The sequence below is a fragment of the Vibrio glycogenivorans genome, from assembly GCF_051660965.1.
Classification (GTDB): Bacteria; Pseudomonadota; Gammaproteobacteria; order Enterobacterales; family Vibrionaceae; genus Vibrio.
Genome location: NZ_JBPVIS010000012.1, coordinates 14731 through 39033, shown reverse-complemented (window position 1 = coordinate 39033; position 24303 = coordinate 14731). Strand labels below are relative to the sequence as shown.

Annotated in this window: 14 protein-coding genes; 5 read left to right on the top strand and 9 right to left on the bottom strand. The window is 48.0% G+C overall.

Going from position 1 to position 24303, the window contains the following annotated elements; translation table 11 throughout:
* Positions 1-251 precede the first annotated feature (251 nt).
* The gene (locus ACSTTG_RS19435) at positions 252-1679 is read right to left on the bottom strand and encodes a sulfatase (protein WP_438475877.1); all 1428 of its coding nucleotides are present in this window, start codon (positions 1677-1679) and stop codon (positions 252-254) included.
* 523 nt (positions 1680-2202) lie between these two features.
* Here ACSTTG_RS19435 and ACSTTG_RS19430 point away from each other — a divergent pair.
* Positions 2203-4986 carry a sialidase family protein gene (locus ACSTTG_RS19430; protein WP_438475876.1) on the top strand — a complete coding sequence of 928 codons (2784 nt, stop codon included), beginning with the start codon at positions 2203-2205 and terminating at the stop codon, positions 4984-4986.
* 155 nt (positions 4987-5141) lie between these two features.
* Here the strand turns inward: ACSTTG_RS19430 and ACSTTG_RS19425 are convergent, their stop codons facing one another.
* On the bottom strand, positions 5142-6605 hold the full coding sequence (locus ACSTTG_RS19425; protein ID WP_438475875.1) for a helix-turn-helix transcriptional regulator: 1464 nt from the start codon (positions 6603-6605) through the stop codon (positions 5142-5144).
* 428 nt (positions 6606-7033) lie between these two features.
* On the opposite strand from ACSTTG_RS19425, the gene ACSTTG_RS19420 reads away from it, so the two are divergent.
* From ACSTTG_RS19420 to arsB, 3 genes are all read left to right on the top strand, one after another.
* The gene (locus tag ACSTTG_RS19420) at positions 7034-9784 is read left to right on the top strand and encodes a beta propeller repeat protein (RefSeq protein ID WP_438475874.1); all 2751 of its coding nucleotides are present in this window, start codon (positions 7034-7036) and stop codon (positions 9782-9784) included.
* A gap of 316 nt (positions 9785-10100) precedes the next feature.
* On the top strand, positions 10101-11510 hold the full coding sequence (locus tag ACSTTG_RS19415) for a family 43 glycosylhydrolase (protein ID WP_438475873.1): 1410 nt from the start codon (positions 10101-10103) through the stop codon (positions 11508-11510).
* Positions 11511-11719: 209 nt separating this feature from the next.
* Entirely contained in the window at positions 11720-12778 is a 1059-nt protein-coding gene (arsB, locus tag ACSTTG_RS19410) for an ACR3 family arsenite efflux transporter (protein WP_438475872.1), read from the top strand.
* Here the strand turns inward: arsB and ACSTTG_RS19405 are convergent.
* A complete protein-coding gene (locus ACSTTG_RS19405; RefSeq protein ID WP_438475871.1) occupies positions 12775-13956 on the bottom strand; it encodes a benzoate/H(+) symporter BenE family transporter in 1182 nt (393 codons plus the stop codon). The two genes, arsB and ACSTTG_RS19405, sit on opposite strands and share 4 nt — an antisense overlap.
* Positions 13957-14154: 198 nt before the next feature.
* Between ACSTTG_RS19405 and ACSTTG_RS19400 the strand changes: the two genes are divergently transcribed.
* Positions 14155-14709, top strand: a complete 555-nt coding sequence (locus ACSTTG_RS19400; protein WP_438475870.1) for a helix-turn-helix domain-containing protein — start codon at positions 14155-14157, stop codon at positions 14707-14709.
* A gap of 120 nt (positions 14710-14829) precedes the next feature.
* On the opposite strand, the gene ACSTTG_RS19395 is transcribed toward ACSTTG_RS19400, so the two are convergent.
* From ACSTTG_RS19395 to ACSTTG_RS19370, 6 genes are all read right to left on the bottom strand, one after another.
* Positions 14830-20112: an OmpA family protein gene (locus tag ACSTTG_RS19395; protein ID WP_438475869.1), complete on the bottom strand. Its 5283-nt coding sequence runs from the start codon at positions 20110-20112 to the stop codon at positions 14830-14832.
* Positions 20109-21284: a TolB-like translocation protein gene (locus ACSTTG_RS19390; RefSeq protein ID WP_438475868.1), complete on the bottom strand. Its 1176-nt coding sequence runs from the start codon at positions 21282-21284 to the stop codon at positions 20109-20111. The genes ACSTTG_RS19395 and ACSTTG_RS19390 overlap by 4 nt, the downstream gene beginning before the upstream one ends.
* Before the next feature lie 8 nt (positions 21285-21292).
* Complete coding sequence (locus ACSTTG_RS19385; RefSeq protein WP_438475867.1) at positions 21293-21520, bottom strand: hypothetical protein; 228 nt, start codon at positions 21518-21520, stop codon at positions 21293-21295.
* Between the two features lie 168 nt (positions 21521-21688).
* On the bottom strand, positions 21689-22864 hold the full coding sequence (locus ACSTTG_RS19380) for a TolB-like translocation protein (RefSeq protein ID WP_438475866.1): 1176 nt from the start codon (positions 22862-22864) through the stop codon (positions 21689-21691).
* Positions 22865-22872: 8 nt separating this feature from the next.
* On the bottom strand, positions 22873-23061 hold the full coding sequence (locus ACSTTG_RS19375; protein WP_438475865.1) for a hypothetical protein: 189 nt from the start codon (positions 23059-23061) through the stop codon (positions 22873-22875).
* Positions 23062-23127: 66 nt separating this feature from the next.
* Positions 23128-24303 (bottom strand): hypothetical protein, encoded by a 1176-nt coding sequence (locus tag ACSTTG_RS19370; protein ID WP_438475864.1) that lies wholly within the window; start codon positions 24301-24303, stop codon positions 23128-23130.

Below are 24303 nucleotides of genomic sequence, written 5' to 3'. Positions count from 1 at the left end.
TCCTAAGGTTTTTTTATACTGGAAATATAATCAATAACCCCTCTGTGGAGTCTATTCTATAAATAAATTTAGTGAGGACTAGTTTTAGTGTATATTTGGAGTTGTTTTTTAGATGCTGATGTGCGTGGTTATGTTGAGGTATTTAATATGACTGGAACGACTGATTAATTGATTGGAGAAAATTATTAACTAATGGCTGTATCAATGAGATCTGTCTACCAACGATTGGGCTGGTAGACAGATAGGGAATATTATTGACTTTGTTTAGTCGGCATTTTTGCGTCAGTTTCTTTTAACCACTGCTCAAGTTTCGATGTCATAGAGCCAGTAATGTCTTCTTTAACCTTAGATATGTCGTTATTTTCAAGTGGGTCATGTTCAAGGTTATAAAGCTCTACGGAATGGTCGTCATACCAACGGATAAGCTTGTAATCGCCCTCAATAATAGCACTGCTCAAGCGATTTCTACCATGCCAAGCATAATTTGGATAGTGAAAATACAGTGTGTCTCTTTCAAGAGATTTCTGATCAAAGAAGGTAGGCAATAAATTCTCACCATCTAGATCGTTATATGAAGAGCTGTCTACTTTGGCAGCGGCTAAAAATGTCGGGAAGAAATCCAGATTAATCACCCGCTGTTCGTTAACGCTATTACTTGGCACTTTTCCTGGCCAGCGAACAATCATAGGCACCCTGACTCCTCCTTCATAGGGCCATCCTTTACCAAATTTTAGACCGCCGTTGTTGCTCAGCTTCCATACACCGCCGTTATCAGAGGTGAAAACAATCAAAGTATCATTGGCCAGGTTCATCTCATCGACGGCTTGGAGAACCTTACCCACAGAGGTATCCATTGCTTCAATCATGCCAGCAAAGGTCGGGTTACCGATTTTTTTGCCTTGTTGTTTCTTTTGTTTGTATTTGGCAAGCAGTTCGTCAGGGGCGTACAACGGAGAGTGAACGAGGTAGTTCCACATTACCGCTAGGAAGGGCTTTTCACTCTCATTGCCCATAAAACCGATCACCTCTTGCGCCAAGCGCGTCGGCAAATACTCACCAGGTTCGCCATCCTCGATATAAGGGTTATTGTAGGGTGAGTACCATGAACTCGGTCCACCAAAAGGACCGCCTGCAACATTGATATCAAAGCCACGTCGGTCAGGTAGCGTGTTGGGATCGGTGACTTCTCGAGTGCCTTTTTTGAGTTCAGATAGATGCCACTTACCGAAGAAACCGGTGCGATAACCGTTTTGCTGCAGTGCTTCGGCAAAGGTTGGAATGTCCGTAGGTAAATTTCTTAGAGTGGGCGCATCAAACACCACCGCGTTATCAGGCGCGTATTCTCGATACGCGATGTGATTAGTCATGCCAATTCTTGCTGGGTGCTGTCCTGTTATAGCTCCGGCGCGAGAAGGGGAACACACTGGCGCGCTGGCATAGGCGTTACGAAACAGCATGCCTTGCTCAGCAAGTCGGTCGAGATTAGGTGTATCGATATCATGATTACCGTAGATATTAAGGTCTTGCCAACCGAGGTCGTCAACCATGATCATGAGGATATTCGGTTGGACGTCCGATTGATTGAATTCCTCGAGGGTCATAGTTGGTTGGGCAGCGTTTACGGTCGCACTGACTCCTATACAGCTTAATAGAGCAAGACATAGTGCTTTGTGTTTCATTAAACCTAATCCTTCCATTGAATTTTTGGTTGAGTAAAAGTGGTTCGTGATGTTCTCGAACGTCCCGATAACTCGCTTTCTACATATACAATACCAATGCAAAAATTTGTCAACCGAGCAGGCTTTTCTTTGTGATCAAAAGACTATAATAGCACTATGTGTAGCACGTGTTATTGACGGAGCAGTGAGTAAAAGCCGTTGACCAAGTTCTCATTTATAGAATACTAATATGAGTTTAAGTGTATGAAATATAATGATTGATTGGATTTTTAACTCGGTCTTGGACAATTTTTAAAGCACTTTTTTTCCAATCGGATACAACAGACTTCGAGAAGCCAAAAATACTGATAGGTGTGAGATGAAATACGCTGGTTGGTGAGGTTGTCTACCAATCAATGTACAAAAATTATTTCAGTACAGATTGGAGGGTTCGCCTCGATTGCGTACCTATCAGTAATTCGCCACCAATGTCGGTGTCAGGTTGGCACGTGTTGTAGCTAAGACAAATCAAAGAGTAACCTATATGTCATTAATTAATCGACCTAAAGTGTTGTATCCGGGCAGTCTTGTAGCCCTGGCGGTCGCACTACAGATCCCGTGTGCGATTGGTCAGTCGAATGCTCAAATCGTTGAGTCCACACAAACCGCATCAATACTTGAGAATTTTATTCCAACCCAAGAAGAAGGTATTTGGCGCCAAGTTGCGCCAGGCATGGCAGGAAGTAACAAGTACATTTCAGTAGATAGCGTAGATCCGAATAAAGTCTGGGTTTCACCTGATATGGGAAATGACTATCTATCGCTTAATGGTGGTCAGCACTGGCGCACGATGATGCCTGAGGATGGGGTTTGGAGTCAGCGTAATCGATTGAGTGATGTCTACATTGCCAGTGACCCGAAAAATACTGATGTGGTGGTGGGTCTTAAGGGTAATACCATTCAGTTAAGCACAGACGGCGGTATTGTGTTTGAGCCGATCCGCGACTTTGCATCGGGCAAACAGCCTCGTTCCACATGGTATACCGCTCACCCTCACCCTACAGAGACGGGTACCTGGTACGTAGCCAATGGTTTGGACAATAAGGATGCACGTAACGGGGTTGAGCTCAATCCTATGGGTCGTATCGATGTGGACAGCCCGAAAGTGTGGAAGGTGACCAATATTACCAGTGACAAGCGTGCGATTAGCCCCATCGATGGGGCGGGCATGGATGCTGAGAGTGCTGTGTTTGACGTGTTTGTTCACCCGGATGTTAAGACTCATGCTGAGATGGTGTTTGCTGCAACTTCAACGGGTTTCTATCGCAAAAGTGCTGACAGTGAATGGGTTAAACTCATTGATGGGCCAACCAAGGCGACTCATCACTGGAGTGGTAGCGAGCTAACCGTGTACGTTCTTCAGCAAGCAACGTATGAGATTGAAGGTGATAATCTGATTTCTCACGGGGCGGTGTTTAAAACCTCTCAACCAGAAACTGTTGCGATGAATGGTTGGGAAGATAAAACAGCTAACCTATATGTTGACTTAACTCAGCTCAGCTACGATAACACGCTGGTTAATTTGATGGCGCAGCGATGGTTCAAAAAGAGCAAAGATGAGATTAACTCACTAACGGTACCAAACGCTTACTTCCAGAACTTTATTGATATCCTAGTCGACCCAACCGACCCTGATAGAGCCTATCTGTCAACGTGGGGTGGACGTATCAATAAGCCTGTACCGAGTGCTATTTGGTCAACATCGAATGGTGGTGAGAGCTGGGAGGCGACACTGCGTCTTGGGGTAGGCTTCCAGGAAGATAAGTTCTGGCAGACAGCACAACCGGGAAGAACCAACCGCAACGTAGATTTACAAGTCCACGGCCGGAAGTTCCCTGATAGCGAAAAATACGGCAAGCGTGGTGTGCGCACGATGAGCATCGCCCCAGATGGCACGCTCTACGCATCGGCGGTTAAAGGTTATTTCACCGTCAAATATGACCCGCAAACAGACTTTTGGACCAGCGTTGATAATACTCGAGTTGAAGATGATATCTATTATGGTCATGGCAATGCCGATACCGGTGCCTTCTCAGTCGTGCCTGATCCACATCGTCCGGGAGAGATGTTACTGCTTGCTTATGAGCTGTCGGCATGGCGTGCGACCACACAAACCCACCCGGATTTTCCAGGTATCGTTGGCGTAACACCTATTCCTGCCTTGATTGACGCAGAAAGAAGCCCAGCCCATGGTCAGCCGTTTTACACTCCAACAACCATCGCCCCACACCCAACTGATCCTGATGTAATTTATGCGCTCTCCCAGCGAACCGGTGAGCTGTATAAAGTGAGTGAAAATGGCACCAAGCTGGAGGTGATCTCCGTACCGATTTTCGTTCCTGAAACGAACTTTATTCCAGATATGAAGGTGGTTTATTGGAGTGACTTACGCGTTGTTGAAGGGGGTAAAACCATGTATGCAGTGGCGGAAACCATTGACCTCAATAACCGCCCAATGGGACAGGCACAGATATTCAACCCTGATTCACAAAAGGGTGTATATAAGTCTTCTGACTACGGCAAAACCTGGGTGAATGTGAACCAGAATATACCCAAAACAGCGGGTGGTAGAGATCTAAAAATCGACCCAACGTACGTCAAAGTCGATGGTGAATATAGCCCGCCAACGCGAGGCAAGGACAGTGCACCAGTCAAATCTCTGGTGGTTGATCCTAACAATGATGAGATGCTCTATGCTGCCGTTCGTCAATATTATGCTCCTGAAGGACAAACCGGTCGTGTTGACGGTGGCTTGTATATCACCACTAATGGCGCCTCATCATGGAAAAAAGCAGGTATTCCAGCGACGATTAAGTCGGTGTGGGATATGTGGGTGCATGCCGACCAAAATGGAGAGGCAACCAATATCTACCTAGCCGCAGGCGATCGCAACGCGATTGAGGTGTCAGGTGAAGGTGGCCTTTGGGTTGCACAGTACAAGGCAGATGGTAACTATGAGGCTTCTGACTGGAAAAAGGTCTTTGACCATCCGTTTGTTTCTGCGGTTCGTACTAGTCCGTTTGATGAAGACAGTATCTTGGTGGTGACTAGAGAAACAGCCAGCAATGGCAAACAGGATGCGGGCACCTTCTACACTGTTGATGGTGGAAAGCCGGACTCTTGGGTTAAGTTCAATACTGGACGCGGCGGTATGATGGTGGGCAAGGTCGCCTTCGACAATGGCACGCCAAATCGTGTCTGGAGTGCGGCTGAAGCATCAGGTATCTATACGGCATTGTTACCTAAAAAACTAGCTGAAAAACAGTAATTAATTAGCAATTCAATCAAAAGTGGCGACCATGGTAGCCACTTTTTTTGTTCGATTGTCTCAGCGTTCAAGATACGCTTGATGACCCAGTTTATCACGTCATTAAGAGTGGCTGAACTCAGCCTGCCGCTATTGATAAATGGTTAACTAGTCGCTCAGGTAGGGTTGGAAACCAGCTCTTCGTCGAGAGTACTGGCCTGCTCTGGAGACTGCTGCTTGGCATCTTGTTGATATCGGCTCGGAGTGACACCAGTAAGCTTTTTAAATACAGTTGAAAAGTATGTTGAGTTATTAAACCCAACCTCAAAGGCGACTTCCGTCACGGTATGAGAGAGTAAGAGTATCTTAGCCCGGTTCACTCGCACATTGGCAAGGAATTGCGTGATGGTCTGCCCTGTCGCGGCTTTAAACACGCGCATGATATGTGAGCGGCTGACTCTCACCTCGCTGGCAACGTCATTGATTGTCACATCTTTGTAGTAATAAGTGTGCAGATAGGTCTTGATGTCCTCAACCAATTTATCTTCCGAGTTTTGACTTGGCGTCGCGGTGATGGTTTGAGCAAGAAATTGACACTCATCGATGAGTATTTTGAAGATCGTCTCGCTGCTTTCACAGTCATCAATTTGGTTACTCAGGCTTTCAAGGCGTTGGATCAGAGGCTGCCCATCAGCTCCGGTAAAAATCGCGGTGTCATAAAGCATAAACAGAACTTCTTTAATTCTGACCCTCAAGGTATTGATGTTGTCATGGGTAAATTGCTTTAGTTTGGTAAACAGCGCAGTTGCTTTGGTTTCGATCAGCCCCAAGCTCGCCGTCTTGACCACTTCAATTAACTCTTCTCGCTGTTTGACAGGATAGGCAAGATCGCGTTCAGCAGGGTAATAATCACTGCATGACAACGCGCCAGATGAGGCATACTGTGCCTTCGCTAGTGCCTTCTCATGTTTATGGTGTTGTTCAAGCTTACGGTTGGTCTGCTGAATGTCTTTAAACACCGCTGCCGCCCAAATAATTACGGTTAAGCTTGAGCCAGCATAATAGAGCGACCATGCCTTTAATAAACTACCAATCAGCATAAATAGCCCAAGATTCACCGCGCCGAGGATAAAAATCGCGACAAAGCGCGATGGCCTTTGAAGCAAAAGGTAAAGGCAGGGGATCAATAAGCAGGATGTCACTAAGCTCACCTGGGATAAATGGATCAAGCGACTGGATGGTGAAAAGTTGATGCTATGGTCAATGGGTAAAAAGAGCGCGAAAAGGACCGTCCACAGTGCACCGAGTATATAGGGTAATACTTGAAACACTCTCGCCAGGGGTACTTTAGCCAGGACAAACAACCCATTTAACAGCGCAGGGAGACCAACACTGAACAAGAGTGCATTGCGAAACAAGACATAGCTCACCTTAATTGGTTCATAAGGCATCATATTGATAAGTGGGCCACATAGAAACAGGCTAAAGCTCGCTATAAAGGTGGCGAAGTAAGGATAAGCTTGACCAATACACTGCCTAACCAGCGTCAGGTAAACCAATACCAAGACAAAAATATGGGCAACCGCAAACGGGATGATCGCACGTAGGAGCAAGCTCCATTCTATTTGACTGTCATACATAAACGCTAACGCTTAACTTCCTTGTTGTGAGTCGTTATCTTACAGGTGATTAACAAGTTAGGCATCTAAAATGGATTGACGAAGCTCTCATTTATTGAATCTGGCAACCAGTTTAAGTTAATGATATTTAAGGGTTAGTTTTATTTTTAACTCAGTTTAAGAGAATTTTTAAAGCAGAGTGCACGCGACTTGTTTAAAACCAGACTCATTAATAACTTCTAAAGTTGTTGAGATTGGTCAACCACATCATTAAGTGCTGCATGATGATGAGGTAAGTGTAACCTCGGTGACGTGGATGACTTATCAAACTCCAAGATTGCGTCGACTCCGGGAGAGTGAGCGCAGTTTTCTCTTCAATTTTATTTCTGGCAGTGGTTGCACATGTTGCTACCTGTACATGTTGTTACCGACAAAGAGAGTGACGTTTTATGTCTTTAGTAAAAAAAACCAAAGTGCTCGGTCAATGCACAGTTCTCGCGCTAGCCATCGCAGTTCAACTCGGTTGCTCAAATGCTCAACAGACGGTTGAGATCCCTGTCGCTGAGCGCAGTCCTACGGCACCCGAGATTGGCAAGGTTGTGCCAACAAAAGCGGATGAGAGCCTGTGGCGTCAAGTTGCACCAGGTATGGCGGGTAGTAACCGCTATATCTCAGCAGACAGTGTTGATCCAAATAAAGTTTGGGTATCGCCAGATATGGGGATGGACTATCTCTCCAAAGATGGCGGTAAACACTGGCGTCAAACTATGCCGGATGATGGGATCTGGAGTGAGCGTAATAGACTAAGTCACACCTTTATTGCTAGTGATCCCAAAGACACCGATGTTGTGGTCGGCCTGAAAGGCAAGACGATTCAGGTCAGTACCGACGGCGGTATCGTGTTTGACCCTATCAGTGAGTATGAGTCAGGCTCAGAGCCAAACTCTGCGTGGTATACCGCTCACCCACACCCAACTGAGGCAGGAACTTGGTATGTGGCAAACGGCCTCGATACGAAAGAGCTGCGCAGCGGCGTTAACACCAACCCGCTAAGAGGTGTTGATATCAACAGTCCGAAAGTGTGGAAAGTGACTGACATTACCAGTGATAGCCGCACAATTACCGCGATTGATGGCGAGGGCATGGATGCAGATACAGCGGTCTTCAATGTCTTTATCCACCCGGATGTGGCTACGCATTCAGAGATGGTGTTTGCCGCCACTTCAACCGGTTTTTATCGTAAAGACGGTGACAAAAACTGGGTTAAGCTGGTTACTGGTCCAACAAAAGCGGATTATCACTGGGATGGCAGCAAGCTGACCGTGTATGTGCTACAACAAGCCACTTATGAACTTGATGGCAACCAAGTGGTTTCCTCTGGTGGTGTGTTTAAAACCACTCAAGCAGACACCGCAAGCGCAACCTCTGGCTGGGAAGATAAAACCAGTAACCTTTATATTGACTTAACAGAGTTGAGCATCACAAGCTACATGATTAATAACATGGCTCAGTGGTGGTTTAAGCTCAGCAGGGACGAAGTCAGCTCGGTGACTATGCCGAAGGCGTATTTCCAAGACTATATCGATATTCAAATCGACCCAACCGATGCTGATAGAGTTTACATGTCGACGTGGGGCCGTCATATCAACAAGCCAATGGCGGGTTCAATCTGGTCAACCTCAGACGGCGGTGATAGTTGGGAAGCAGCGCTGCGCTTCGGTACCGGTTTCCAAAAAGACAAATATTGGGAGCAAGTGCAGCCAGGTCGAACCAACCGCAACGTTGACCTGCAGATCCACGACCGCAAGTTCCCAGATTTCCAAACTTATGGCCGACGTGGTGTCCGTTCAATGAGTATCGCGTCCGACGGTACCCTTTACGCTTCAGCGAATAAAGGCTATTACACGGTGAAATACGATCCGCAAACGGATTTCTGGACCAGTATTGATAATACCCAGGTTGGTGATACCTATTTTGGTCACGGTAACGCTGATACCGGTGCTTTCGACGTTGTGCCTGATCCACACCGCCCAGGTGAGATGTTCTTGCTGCCTTATGAGTTGTCTGCATGGCGCGCTACTGGTGAGTTACACCCGGACTTCCCTGGTATTGTCGGTGCAAAACCAATCCCGGCATTGATTGATGAAGGAAAAACTTGGGCGCCAGGTCAGCCGTTCTTTACACCGACCACGATTGCGGCTCACCCGACTGATCCAGATGTGTTCTACGCATTATCACAGCGTCAAGGTAGCCTGTTTAAAGTCAGCAACAACGGCACTAAGCTAGAAGTGCTAGCCGAGCCAATCGAGGTGCCAGAGACCATCATCGTACCTAACATGAAGACCGTCTACTGGACTGACCTGACTGTTCTAGAAGGTGGCAAAACCATGTACGCCGTCGCTGAGATCATTGACAGTGATAACCGTCCAATGGGACAGATTCAGATCTTTAACCCAGACTCGCAAAAGGGTGTCTACAAGTCGAGCGACTACGGCAAAACTTGGAAAAACGTCAATCAAAACATGCCGAAAACTGCAGGTGGTCGCGATTGGCACAGCCCAGCTCGTGAAGTGAGAGGGACGGACAGTGCAGCAGTGAAAACACTCGCCGTCGATCCGAAGAACGAGAAAATGTTGTACGCCGCGGTACGTCAATACCTAGCACCGGCAGGAGAAACTGGTCGAGTCGATGGTGGCCTGTTTATTACCCAAAATGGCGCATCTTCTTGGACGCAAGCTGGCATCCCTGAGTCGATTAAATCGGTATGGGGCGTCTGGGTGCATGCTGGTCAAGATGGCGAGCCGACCAATATCTACATCTCGGCAGGCGACAGTCATCAGCTAAATGTTTCTGGCGAGGGCGGTGTATGGGTTGCCGAATACAAGGCCAACGGTAAATACAAAGCCTCTGACTGGAGCAAGATCTTCGATCACCCATTTGTCTCTGCCGTCGAAACCAGTCCATTCGACGAGGATTACATGATGGTCATCACTCGCGAGACCTTGGTCAATGGTAAAGAAGATGCAGGTACTTATTACAGCATCGAGGGTGGTAAGCCGGGCTCTTGGGTTAAGTTTAACGATGGTCGTGGTGGCATGAAGGTGGGTAAAATCTCCTTTGACAATGCGACACCTAACCGAGTCTGGTCTGCGGTAGAGTCAGCCGGTGTCTATACGGCGCTATTACCGACCAAAGAATAAAGCCAGACACTAAGAATCATTAAGTCAATATCAAAGGGCAGTGACCTAAGTCGCTGCCCTTTTTGGTAGGTAAGCGCTAGAGAAAGGGTAAGGATGGTTTGGATTTGGGATAAATTCAGTGAAACAAGCAAACATTACCTGTAAAAAACGAACCACATCAACATCATAGTGAAGTTGGTCACAGACCAATTTAATTAATTGGACTACTATTATAGCTCTTTGGTTAACCTATTGTTTGTCTACATAGGTTATCACCTCTTTGCTCCATAACAGTGAGCAACCGGATTTATCACTAATCATGACGGGTCGTACCAATATGAAAATAAGTACTTCTGTAGTGGGAACATTAGCATTACCCATTTTTTTGATCGGCTGCTCTCAAAGCAACGCCGTTAGCCAATCCTCAACTGCCAACTTGGTGGTTGAAGATGCCTCGGATATCTCTATTAATGTCGGCGATAAGCTCGATTTCGGCTACGAAGGCGACATTCTTCTGCCAAAACAGGGCGTGAACGATCCCCATATTCATATCTTTGAGGGTAAAGCTTACCTATTTGCCAGTCACGATAAAGAGCCAGGTGAAACACCGCACACGGAATACACCATGGACTACTGGAATGTCTTCTCATCTGAAGACCTAGTGAACTGGGATTTAGAGTTCATCCTCGATCCTAAAGATACCTACATCGGCGAAACCACCAAAGCGTTTGCTATCGATGCGGCAGAGCGCAACGGTAATTACTACATCTACTTTAGTAACTTCAATATTGATACTGGGGTTGCGATGAGTACTGACGGCCCAGGTGGTCCATACAAAGATGTATTAGGCGGGCCACTGCTGAAAAAGGAAATGAGTTGGAATAAGCAGTACGATCCGACGATTTTTATCGATGATGACAATACTCCTTATATCATATTTGGCTACACAGGTTTCGGCACCTCGTACCGTTATGCTGAGCTTAACGACGATATGATCTCGCTAGCCTCTGGTATTCAGGGGATAGAAATGGTGGATGAAGAAGACACGCTTCAGGGCGATGCAAGCTACCTTCATAAACACCGCGATACTTACTACCTAAACACCCATAAGGGCAGATACGCCTCTTCCGATTCATTTAAAGGCCCTTATAAATTTAGAGGCGCGCTTGAAGCGCACGGTGACCACGGCACCTTCTTTACTTGGAATAACCAAACTTACTACACCTTCGGTATCTGGGAAGGCCCATTCCACCGCTCAACCATGATCACCTATGCTCACTACAAAGACGACGGTGAAATCGTGGCAACACGCTCGATCGGTGAGCCAGCACTAGGGGTTGGTCGCTATGATGCCAACTGGGAGCGTGTTGAAGCCGAATGGTTCTTTGCTGCCTCTGAAACTCCGGATAAGCGCGATATCGATTCAGGGTTTGAGATGCGTGGAATGCAAAATAATGCCTACTTGTTCTACCCACGCGTAAGAAACTTGCAGGACAAATCGGCTATCCAACTGCATATCTCTTCAAACAACAGCAGCGATGTGACTGTTGAGGTGCGCAAAGATAGCACGCAAGGTGGGCTGCTAGGGTCATGTGAGATTCCAAAAACAGCCTCATGGACGGATTATCAAACCGTCGATTGTGCGCTTAACAAGACCGATGATATCGAGAATCTCTACTTGGTGTTTAAGGGTGATGAGCGCAACAACAGTGAGCTTGCTCGCTTAGATTGGTTCTCATTTAAATAGCCAAATGTAAGACTTGTCTTATCGAAGAAGCAGCTGTCTGGCTGCTTCTTTTTTTTTGCAAAGCCATTAGCGGATGTGATCGTTTTATGACACTTGTTGACGAATAGTTATTTTAATATATGACTTGGCGTATATATGGATTTGCGCATATCATGTTGTGCGTGATTTACAGAGCTTTCAAAGTGTTGACAATAAATCGAGAGGCAGTGATGACTGAGCAACTTGCAGACATGGAACCCACCGCAGCGAAAAAAATGAGCTTTTTGGATCGCTATCTAACCTTATGGATCTTCCTCGCGATGGCCGTCGGGGTAGGGATTGGGGTCATCTTCCCACAAGTCGGTGAGTGGAACGAGGCGATGACCGTCGGTAGCACCAATATTCCGCTGGCGATTGGTTTGATTTTGATGATGTATCCGCCCCTGGCTAAGGTGAACTATAGCCTGCTTGGTAGCGTGACTAAGGATCGCCGCGCAATTACTCTGTCTCTGGTGATGAACTGGATTGTTGGACCCATCTTGATGTTCGCCCTTGCGGTGATCTTTCTGCGCGACCATCCTGGCTACATGGTGGGCGTGATCTTGATCGGTTTAGCTCGCTGCATCGCAATGGTCTTGGTTTGGAATGATATCAGTGGCGGCAATAAAGAGTATGGCGCGGCGTTGGTGGCGCTTAACAGCGCGTTTCAGATTGTCACTTACAGCTTTTTTGCTTGGCTGTTTATCACTGTGCTGCCGCCAATGCTTGGGCTGCAGGGATTTGATGTCGACATCACCGTGCTGGAGATTGCCCAAAGCGTGGCCATCTATCTCGGCATTCCATTTCTTGCCGGTTACCTTAGCCGTAAATGGCTAGTCGCAGCAAAAGGTGAGGAGTGGTATCAGCAGGTGTTTATTCCACGCATCTCTCCCATCACGCTCATTGCTCTTCTAGCAACGATTGTGCTGATGTTTAGCCTAAAAGGGGAGATGATCTTCGAGCTGCCTGGTGATGTGCTATTGGTGTCTGTCCCGTTAATCATTTACTTCCTGTCGATGTTCTTTATCAGCTTTTACGCTGGTAAAAAGCTCGGTCTGCCGTACGATCAAAACGCCTCGATTGCCTTTACCTCATCTGGCAATAACTTTGAGTTAGCGATTGCCGTCTCGATTGCGGTGTTCGGCTTAAACTCAGACCAAGCGTTTGCTGGGGTGATTGGTCCCCTGGTGGAAGTGCCTGTGCTGATTGCTTTGGTTAATGTTGCGCTCAAGATGAAGCGCCGCTACTAGCCCGGTTGTTTGGCGGGGTGTTTTACAAGCGATGCCTGTTGGTATCGCTTTATCTTTATCCATACCAGACCGGCGACGAGCCCCCACAAGGTGGCGTCAATGCCAAACAGATTGACGCCGGAGAGCGTGATCAAAAGTGTCAGCATTGCCGCATCGTTGTCGCCCTCTGCCAGTGATTTTTTTAGACACATGGATAGCGTGCCTAGCAGGGCGAACCCTGCCAGGATGGTTGTGACCGTATTGGGCAGGGCAAGGAACAAGGATACGACTGTGGTACCCCATAGACCAGCGATGAGGTAAAACAGACCCGCGCTGATACTGGCAAAGTAGCGTCGCTCTGGCCTTGGGTCGACACTCTCATTCATACAGATCGCTGCCGTAATTGCGGCCAGATTGACACTGAAACCACCAATGGGGGCAAACAAGCTATTAGCGAGGCCGGTGGTAACCAAGATAGGCTTAGTCGGCGGTTGATAGTGGAAATTTTTAAGCATCGCGAAGCCAGGTAAGTTCTGTGACAGCATAGTGATGACGTATAACGGCAGCGAGATGTTGATGATGGCGCCAAGATCCCACTCCCAGCCCATAAATTGCGGTGAGGCGAGGGTAAAGGCAAGCTTGCTCAGCTGGAACTCACCCAGCAGTGCAGAGACTGAGACGCCTACGATTAGGATTGCCAACATCGCGTATTTGGGTAAATAGATTTTACTGATCAGGAAAGCGGCGAACATAGAGAAAAAGATCTCAGGCGAGCTCATTGAGGGGATGAAGGCGTTCATACAGAACGGCAGCAAGATTGCCGCTAACATTGCTGAGGCAAGGTTCGCGGGAATGGCACTTAATGCTTGGTTAAGCGGCTTAATTAGCCCTGTAAGAGCGATAAGCAGCCCGGTGATGACAAATGCGGGTGTCGCTTGGGCAAGGGTATAGGCACCATCAAAGGTAATTAAAAGCGCCGCGCCGGGTGTTGACCAAGCAATCAGGATTGGCAGCTTAAAAAACCAAGACAAAAAGACCGAGGATAATCCCATCACTAAACCCAGCGCCAAGAGCCAACTTTCGATTTGGCCATCAGTGGCACCCAGACTGGTGGCCGCTTGGATCACGATAATGATGGCACTGGTATAGCCAACCAATACCGCAGTAAACCCTGCGCTAAGATGGTCGAGTTTAGTCATTTTCAATCCCTTGTTGAACTGCTAATCTTGAGTGTGTGCGTTATAGCGTACAAAAGATAGCCTAGCACTGTGCGTTATAGCGCACAAGGTGAGATGAACACGATTTTAACAACTATGCATTTAAAAACTATGCATTTAACAACCATGCAGCATATCGTTCGGCGAGAGCCGAGTGAACAAGACCCAAAGGAATCCGCCGTGTCGGAAACGCAATTTAAAGCCAGTATTGCCAACCATCTCAAAGCCATACGCAAAGAAAAGGGCATAAGCCTAGATGCGACTGCGAAGCTGACAGGGGTCTCCAAAGCCATGCTCGGCCAGATTGAGCGAGGTGAATCAAGCCCAACCATCGCGACATTATGGAAGATAGCCAGTGGGCTTGAGACATCGTATTCTGCATTTTTCGCCCATGATTGCGCGCCATTTAGTGATGATGAAGCGTTCCCCAATGACCCTAACATGCGGGTAAAAACACTGTTTCCCTTCTCGGCTGAGACAGGGTTCGAGGTGTTTGAGATCACGCTTGAAAACCATCATCAGCAGGACTCAAGTGCCCACGAACATGGCGTGATTGAGCATATCTTAGTGCTAAGTGGTGAGTTAGAGCTGTATGCCGATAATCAATGGTATCAGCTCAGTGCAGGCGACCGTCAACGTTTTTATGCCGACCAAGCCCATGCTTATCGAGCGAAAACTGCGCAAGTGATTTTTCAAGATATTATCAGTTACCCGCGTAAGACCTATGAACAGTGACTAAGGTCTAACAGGTTGGCGATGGACGCCTTGCAATTCGATTGAGCTTTGAGAATTATCTCAAGCACATCGCTAGCAAGCGTCCATCGCCTTTTGGGGCTGTGAAGCTACCGGCAGGACTTAGTCTGTGTTAGCTGTGCTGCTGGCACAAAGCATGCTCTCCTTTTGAACTAGCTTGTAGCAGCGTGGATGCCAGTTTACCTGACCTATGGTACTTGGTTGGCCCAGGATCCAGTCCGTAACGATATCGGTATGGCTGACTCCACATTCCGTCGGCTGACTGTGTCGCTGCCAGTATTGAAGGGCCAGTAGGTCGAATTTTCCTGGTTGCATCCCTTCGACGATGCACCAAGGTGTGTCGCTATCACTCGGGTCCAACTGAGGCAGGTTGAAGCCGATCTTGCGGTGGAACTGATATTTGATACCCTGTTGCCCCACCTGATTGAGCGCATTGAACTCGAGGGTGTTATGCGAGTTGTTGTGCACAATCCGGCCAAATGGTCTTAGTCCTTTGATATTTCTCCCAGTTGGTGCCACGTAGCTTAAATCAAACTCGACGACAAACAAATGATAGCTTTTCTCGCTATCCAGATCGTGGTGCGACGAATGGATTGTTTCAAGTTCTACGTTCTTGTGGGAATAGTATGTTGTCTTCCTGTCTACCGGCTTGCTCAATGCCTTGCGCATTTGGTTGAGATCGTCGGTTGCTTCTTTAGCGATGCGCGAACAACTCGCATTTAATGGGTTAGCGTCGCTGTCATCCAGTGACCATTGGTTGTCATCCTTGCTTACCTCGCCACAATAGATAAGGTCGCCACGGCAAACTGGCCCATGCTCTCTGCGGGCTCCGAGGCTATCCAGCGCGTCGATACCGTCGAGTATTCGAGAAGTCACCAGCGTTGTCGGCAGTTCAACACTGGTGGTTTTCCAATCCATCAAGTGTTGATCAAATTGATCGGTATTGATGTCTTCAACAAAAAGCCCAACTTGGATTTTGAACTCACGACCAGGCTTTGCAGGGTTCTTGCTTGCTTGCCAAGTAAAATCTGGCTGTGTGCGCAATATCTGTCGATCAAAATGCACAACCGGTGTGTTTCCATCAAATTGGCAGGCAAAATAGGTATGCGCCGCTTGTTCTGAGAATAGGGCAAACTCCGCTTTTTCATTGGTCACACCCTGCATATAGTCAAGATTATCCAGCATGATTGACTCTGGAAAGGTGACGGTTTTCAGGCCACCGTTCTCAACCACCGATAGCGAGGTACTGTCTTCTCTGTGGACGCCGTATTTCATACTCTCGTCGGCTGCAAAACTGACCTTCTGTTTTGCATCTAAGAGTACCACTCTCAAGTTACTGGTTCTCAGGCGTCCTTGCTCGATGTAGAACTCGTAGAACTCCTCGTCAGTGGGTAGACGTAATTCAGGCCACTCAATTTCTGGGTCATCAAAAAGATCGAGTAAGTAAACAGAAATATGCTTCAATGGCTGTGTAGAAGGATTTAATTCGATACACTTGCGAATCCACGCTCTGGCGAGAACGCCAGTCTCAATGTCTTCATAAAACTCACGCAGCGATGGATAGCTTTTTTCTTTTAAGTAATTAAAGTGTTGCTTATACGAGGTATAGGTGGAACGATTTACCACTGGACGAATGCCTCGGATCAACTGTTCGCCAAACCAATAGCTGAATTCAAACTGCGCACCGGTAATCAGTGGTGCATCGGGCTGGTTATCAGCAGAGGCACCTTGAAGGGCCTGTTGATAAAACTGCGCAATCTCATCATCACAATCTGCGTTGGTGCTTGCCGAGGAGACCACAAATTCATCGGCGGACATCGGTGAAAACATCACTTCGAACGCCGGCCCAACACAATCATCCACTTGATAACTGATCAGGTGACTAAAGATATGGTTGGTCGACACCCTATCTTGACCAGGTTCGTTAACCAGCAGTTGCACTTTAACTCGGTGAAACGGAGTTAAACGCTGGCTATGGTTGTCCTTGCACCAATCTTGGTAGCGATACCACACAGGTTGCGCTTCATCTTTGGAGTATGAGTCAGCAATCAGCACGCGGCAAAACGCGATATCCACATCTTCTAACACGCGTTGACGGCTTGGATTAAAGTTAACCGCAAAATCAAGCAGTAACTCAGTTCTCAGTGGGTGATCCGCACCACCATCAATTTCTGATAGCTGACAGTGGATAGGGAAGTTTTTAGTGAAGATGTTGTGGGTCTCATCGTACTTCGCTTCGAAATCCTCTTCACTCATCGGCCTCATCCGCATTCGCCTGTGTGGATTGACGAGCAACTCTTTACGTTCGTTTTGTATATGCTGTTGGTGTTCCGCAAAACTGTCAAAGTCAGAGTTTAAGTAAGCTATCCAGGTGGTGGCAAGGCTATTACCAGCGGTGAAATGCACCGACCAATCATCACGCATAATGAAGCGCTTAATGTACTCCTCTACTTTAAAGCGGAGCAAATCATACATAACATTCGATGTATGCGCATTGCCTGACAGCTTGTTTCTGGCCAATAACAGCATCAAGCCAGTCATCGCCATGGCACGCTGAAGGTAGCGCTTAACAATCTGTTTGCGCGCCATTTCATCTTTAGCTAGTGCAGCAAGCTCGTCGTCCGCGGGAGCGTGGTTGTGGTGTAGCTTGTCAAGGTCGGCAGAAACATACGTCAGCTCACGAATGAGTGACATATGCACGCGAGATATCTTCGCGATATTGTCGACCTTTTGTTGGCTGTAGCCTTGATAGAGCCAATCATTGATCTGCTCGGTAATAAACTGCTCAGCACTCTTGCCATAGTCGACAAGCTCGTCAAGCAAGATCAACCCCTTTGCCCCGAGGCCTGCAGATTTAGTAAATGCAAGCATTTGTATAGCACTCATGGCGACGCCATAGTTACGGATAGCTTGCTGGTCAAGCAGGTCGGAGCGCATGGACGTCCAGTCGAGTAAGGCCATCTCGAAGGCTTTTCCGGCAGTACGGCTTGTTGGGTAGGATAGGGTGAACTCCGGAATGTAGAATTTGATCACTACGCGCCGGTTTACCGCGAGTTTGGGATTATCTTCGTCCAGCTCTTCTGGCTCAGGTGTGTAGATAAGCTCATCGCTGCCCTTGGCAAAGGTGGTGATTTTGGCGGCCAATGCCTCACCAAAGGCAGCCTTGACTTTCTCAGCACGCCGCTTGGAAACGGTATAGTTCTGCTCGGGTGTGCCCACTGGGCAGGCGTGCCCTTCAATAACAATCCTTACCTGATCGCGATATTTAAATTCGTTTTTTAGGTGATCAAATAACTCCTTATATTTATCAACTTCTGCATCCCAAGAGTTAAAAAAGAAGTGGAATTTAATGCCAAGCTCTCCCGAGTCATCAATAGGCTGGAAAAACTCTGAACGCCTTGTTGCTTGCCTGTCTAGGCTAAGCACCTCATCTCTAGGGGCGGTTAAGAAATTATCTGTCAAGATTTTGCTGTGTATGCCACGTAAAATGCCTCTAACTTTCTCGAAAACCTTGTTGAATGACTCATCATTGACCACTCGATCCTCATGCCAAGCTGGGATGTGCTCAAGGTAGTTGCCTGCCAGGGCCTCAAATCGTAGCTTTTGGCGATCATCCTGGAGTTGGGCTTTTTGCACGTTGTCGAACAAGGCAAAGAAATCCTCAATATGGCCCAAGGTTGCCTCGAGGTGGAAGCTATCTTTAGCGGCCTCGGTGATGCCCTCATACCATGATTTAGCAATATAGCCGATCGACTCACCCTCCTTGACTTCTGGCATGGTTTTGGCTGCTTCAAGCATGTCTTTTAGACCTGTCGGAATATCGTAAATGGTTTGGTTAATTAACGCCCCCAGTCCGAACTTCTTTTTAAACCCCGCCGGGTTTTTGTGGTAAGCCTTGACCTCATCAATGTAGTCACCGACACTTTTGACTTTATCGATCCCCCCATAGTAAAGATCAAGCCCTGTTCGAACGCTCGGTGGCAGCGGATCTTCCACATCGTTTATCGCATCCAGCACGCGCTGTGCGACACTGAGCGCTGAAATCTTCTCTGGCGTTTCTCCGTCTCCCTGTTTCTTTTCCCGCGTCTTCCATGCATCGGTCATCCAGCTATCGCCAGCGGCGAAGGTTGCGGCAACCATATGCTTTTGGGTGATAAAGCCTCGGCCAATCGTCGCAGCGGCGCGACTTTTAGAACGGTCCCCTTGCAGATAGTGGCGAATATTACCCAAATAATCTGGGAATTGAGTGACCAAAGACTCTTCCAAATTGACCATATCGCCGCGCACTACCAAAAGCTGTCCCAGTGACGTACGCGGGTTAACGGTGAGGTATTCGCGTAAATCGTATTGGTAAACGACGCTACCATCATCGGCAATCTGTGGTGTTAAACTGGTTGCTTCGAGTTCGGCTGATACGTCGAGCTCGCTGTCAAATTCCCACTGCACACGCAGGGTATAAAAGCCGGAAGAGATGCTAAGTGGAGGCATCTTTAGCATTGCCACAGGCAGTAACATTGTGCTGCTTCGTGGAACTTGAGCCTGCCCTGAGCCAAGCGCGGGATGAAAAGCAAAACTGCCTTTGTCTATTTCCTCTTGCGAGGTGGGATAGTAGCCAGGCTCATAGCGGTGCAGTGATACTTTGGCATCTTCATACATTCTATGCGAGAAGGTCACTGCACATAGGGTGTAAGCGGGCATCACAATAGCCTTGAGCGGGCCCGGAGGCAGTTGGTCTCGCCAAGCATTGTAGTCTCGCTGCTCATCACTGAGTGGGCTACCGTCGCTTGACTCAAAGCGCGCGCGTAGCTGACTCTGCTCAACCTCAACCACGTGGTGGGTATAATTGCTATCACCCGCTGCGGTGGGTTGCCACATTGCTTTGAGATGGGTCAGCAGCTCTTTTCTGGTGGCTGAGACGGGCGCCAATCCTGCCAAGGTCTCTAGCGGGACACTCACTAGGTGATAGTTTGATTTGGTTAGGGTGTGGATCGGACTGGAGTGATTAAAGTAGCCACGTGAGCCGCCAATGAGTCCATCTAGTGCCGAATTTTCTGCCGTATCCGCGTCAAACTGCTCGGCAACACACGCGCTGACTTGGGCGGCACTGTCCGGCAGAACTGGGTCATCACTTAGGTTACACAGCTCGCCTCTGGCATTACTGCCCCACAAGCTGGAGGTCAGAGACGATTTGTCTGGACTTTTCTCATCGTCGCTTAAATCAGGCAAGTTAACCGCAAGTGGCACCATGGGAAGGGGTACCAAGTCCCCGAGTTTGTGCGCACTGCTTGAGTCAATTGCCTCAAATTGGGCTACGCCATCAAAGAGGTCAGTTTTTTGCTCAAAGCCCAAAAGGTAGTAACGACTGTCTAGTGAAATGCAAGTCATTGCGCCACCTCCAACTCCAATACATTGCCGTTATTGGCAAACGCATTGTAGAGCGTATGGTTTGAGGGTGAGGTCCCCCCTCTAAAGCCTTGGAACGCGCTGCCGACGCGTGTCATCACTCCTTCATCGGTATAGGATAAAACTCCGGCACTATAAGTCGCTCTGATAGCATACTCTCCCCCCAAAGGTATCATTTTAAGGTTGTGAAAACGTCTACTATTTGCTGACACTCGAGTCACAGTACCTTGCTCAATGTCAAACCAGAAGTTGTAAAAACCACTAGAGCCCCATGCGAATTTGCCATCCGGACTTATCGTTGTACCGGCGCGCATAATATATTCGTGGAGTTCATCTTTATCTTCCTCTGGGAAGTTATAAATTCGCAGTAGTTTTTCATTGGTTTGCTCATCAAAAACAGAGACAGCTACATTGGTGATTTGATAACGCTTGCCTTCGTAGATAACCCCGCTGCCAACTACGCGATCGAGCTTTTCATGCTCACCCGTCGCGAGTGTGTATTTGACCGCATGGTCGCGCTCAGTTTGATAGTAGACATAACTGCTGTCCTCGGCCCAGATAAACCGAGGTGATACGCCAACGCCAAGCTCAACCCGCTCTTGCTTTAATAAATCCAGCACATAGTGAGTGCAACGGCCACTTTCACACTGACCATATGCTAAATAGCGATTGTCTGGTGAGCGGCGCGGCGAGTAAAAACCGCCCCAGCCAAACTCTTGACTGACTACCAGCCTTAGATCAGTCCCGTCGGCCTTGATACTGAACACCTTATTGCGCCACTCGTCCATGTCCTCAGCATTGTGGTTATTGCGCCAAACGAACTGCATCCGCGGCATGTCGTAGGAGCTTTGGTCAGTGACATCCTCGAGCGGCCAGATCGAGGCCTTGTTTACGTGGGCGTAAGGCGGCGTGCCGTCATCAAACTCGGTGTAGTAATTATAATCATCCACCCAGCGCAGGCGATTACCTTTATGATCGAGAATTTTGCGGCCGTGCTCATCCAAATTGGCGGCAATGGCGGCCTCTTTTTCCGCAAAGTAGGCCTCCACCTCGGCAAGGTACTCTTGATTCTCACGCTCTTCTCGCGCCTGCGCGCTTTCATACTCACAACCAGCGAGCAGGGCGAGCAATAAAATAAGGGGCTTTTTACACATGTTGTTTCTCACGATTCGTTTAACAGCTCGATGATATCGACCTGAGATAAAATAAGGGTCTCTTCACCCGTGTCGTCATCACCATGGCAGGTGCGCAGCAAATCCACTTTAGTGGTCTCGGCAGGCCAGCCACTAAAGTGCGCGGCTTTGAGCCCATCTTCTAAAGGCGCCATCTCACGCAGTGGGATACGCTGCTGCCAATCGTGCTCTTGGTCACGCAGTGGGATACGCTGCACTTAAGTTAGACAAGTTAACTGCAAGCGGTACCATTGGAAGGGGAACTAAATCTTTTAGTTTGTGCGCACTACTTGAGTCTGTTTCCTCAAAGCTGACGTCATCGCTGTTAGTTGTTAACTTTTGCTCAAAGCCTAAAAGGTAATAACGATTGTCCAGTGAAATGCAGTTCATTGCGCCACCTCCAGCTCCAACACATTACCGTTATTAGCAAACGCATTGTAGAGCGTATGGTTCGAGGGTGAGGTGCCCCCTCTAAAGCCTTGAAACGCGCTACCAGCCCGTTTCAATACACCTGCGCTATTGTAAGATAAGACGCTTGCACTGAAGGTAGCGCTTAGAACATACTCCCCCCCAAGAGTAATCATCTTCAGGTTATGGAAATGCTTATTATCTGCAGGTACTCGGGTTACCGTACCTTGCTCCAAATCAAACCAAAAGTTGAAAAAACCACTGGATCCCCAAGCAAATTTACCATCAGGGCTGAACGTTGTCCCAGCACGCATAATGTAATAATGGAGTTCATCCTCATCCCCCTCTGGAAAATTATTTATTTGCAGCAGTTTTTCATTGGTATGTTCATCATTAACAGCGACACCAATATGGCCGATTTGGTAACGCTTACCCTCAAAAATGACACCATTACCAACCGTATAATCGAGCTTTTCATGCTCACCCGTCGCGAGTGTATATTTGACCGCATGGTCGCGCTCAGTTTGATAGTAGACATAGCTGCTGTCCTCAGCCCAAATAAACCGAGGTGACACGCCAACGCCGAGCTCAACCCGCTCTTGCTTTAATAAATCCAGCACATAGTGAGTGCATCGGCCACTTTCACACTGACCATATGCTAAATAGCGATTGTCTGGTGAGCGGCGCGGCGAGTAAAATCCGCCCCAGCTAAACTCTTGACTGACCACCAGTCTCAGGTCAGTGCCATCAGCCTTAATGCTGAATACCTTGTCGTACCACTCGTCTATATCCTCGGCATTGTGGTTATTTTGCCAAACAAACTGCATCCGCGGCATGTCGTAGGAGCTTGGGTCAGTGACATCCTCAAGCGGCCAGATTGAGGCCTTGTTTACGTGGGCGTAAGGCGGCGTGCCGTCATCAAACTCGGTGTAGTAATTATAATCATCCACCCAGCGCAGGCGATTACCTTTATGATCGAGAATTTTGCGGCCATGTTCATCCAAATTGGCGGCAATAGCTGCCTCTTTTTCGGCAAAGTAGGCCTCCACTTCGGCAAGGTACTCTTGATTCTCACGCTCTTCTCGCGCTTGCGCGCTTTCATACCCGCAGCCAGCGAGCAGGGCGAGCAATAAAATAAGGGGCTTTTTACACATGTTGTTTCTCACGATTCGTTTAACAGCTCGATGATATCGACCTGCGATAAAATAAGGGTCTCTTCACCCGTGTCGTTATCACCATGGCAGGTGCGCAGCAAATCCACTTTAGTGGTCTCGGCAGGCCAGCCACTAAAGTGCGCCGCTTTAACCCCATCTTCTACTGGCGTCCTCTCACTCCTCAAAGCTGACGTCATCGCTGCTAGATGTTAATTTTTGCTCAAAGCCTAGAAGGTAGTAACGACTGTCTAGTGAAATGCAACTCATTGCGCCACCTCCAGTTCCAACACATTGCCGTTATTGGCAAACGCATTGTAGAGCGTATGGTTCGAGGGTGAGGTACCCCCTCTAAAGCCTTGAAACGCGCTACCAACTCGCGTCAGTACTCCTGTTTCTGTGTAAGATAATACAGCGGCACTGTAGTTTGCACCGATGACATGCTCGCCACCGAGGGGAATCATTGAAATATATGCAAAATGCTTATCGTCTGCAGGCACTCGGGTCACCGTACCTTGCTCCAAATCAAACCAAAAGTTGAAAAAACCACTGGATCCCCAAGCAAATTTGCCATCAGGACTTATCGTTGTACCGGCGCGCATAATGTAATAATGGAGTTCATCTTCATCCCCCTCTGGGAAGTTATAAATTCGCAGTAGTTTTTCATTGGTTTGCTCATCAAAAACAGAGACAGCTACATTGGTGATTTGATAACGCTTGCCTTCATAGATAACGCCGCTGCCAACTACGCGATCGAGCTTTTCATGCTCACCCGTCGCGAGTGTATATTTGACCGCATGGTCACGCTCAGTTTGATAGTAGACATAGCTGCTGTCCTCAGCCCAAATAAACCGAGGTGACACACCAACGCCAAGCTCAACTCGCTCTTGCTTTAATAAATCCAGCACATAGTGAGTGCATCGGCCACTTTCACACTGACCATAGGCTAAATAGCGATTATCTGGTGAGCGGCGTGGCGAGTAAAACCCGCCCCAGCTAAACTCTTGACTGACCACCAGTCTCAGGTCAGTGCCATCAGCCTTAATGCTGAATATCTTGTCGTACCACTCGTCTATATCCTCGGCATTGTGGTTATTTTGCCAAACAAACTGCATCCGCGGCATGTCGTAGGAGCTTTGGTCAGTGACATCCTCAAGCGGCCAGATCGAGGCCTTGTTTACGTGGGCGTAAGGCGGCGTGCCGTCATCAAACTCGGTGTAGTAGTTATGATCATCCACCCAACGCAGGCGATTGCCTTTATGATCGAGAATTTTTCGGCCATGCTCATCCAAATTGGCGGCAATGGCTGCCTCCTTTTCCGCAAAGTAGGCCTCAACCTCGGCAAGGTACTCTTGGTTCTCACGCTCTTCTCGCGCCTGCGCGCTTTCATACTCACAACCAGCGAGCAGGGCGAACAATAAAATAAGGGGCTTTTTACACAT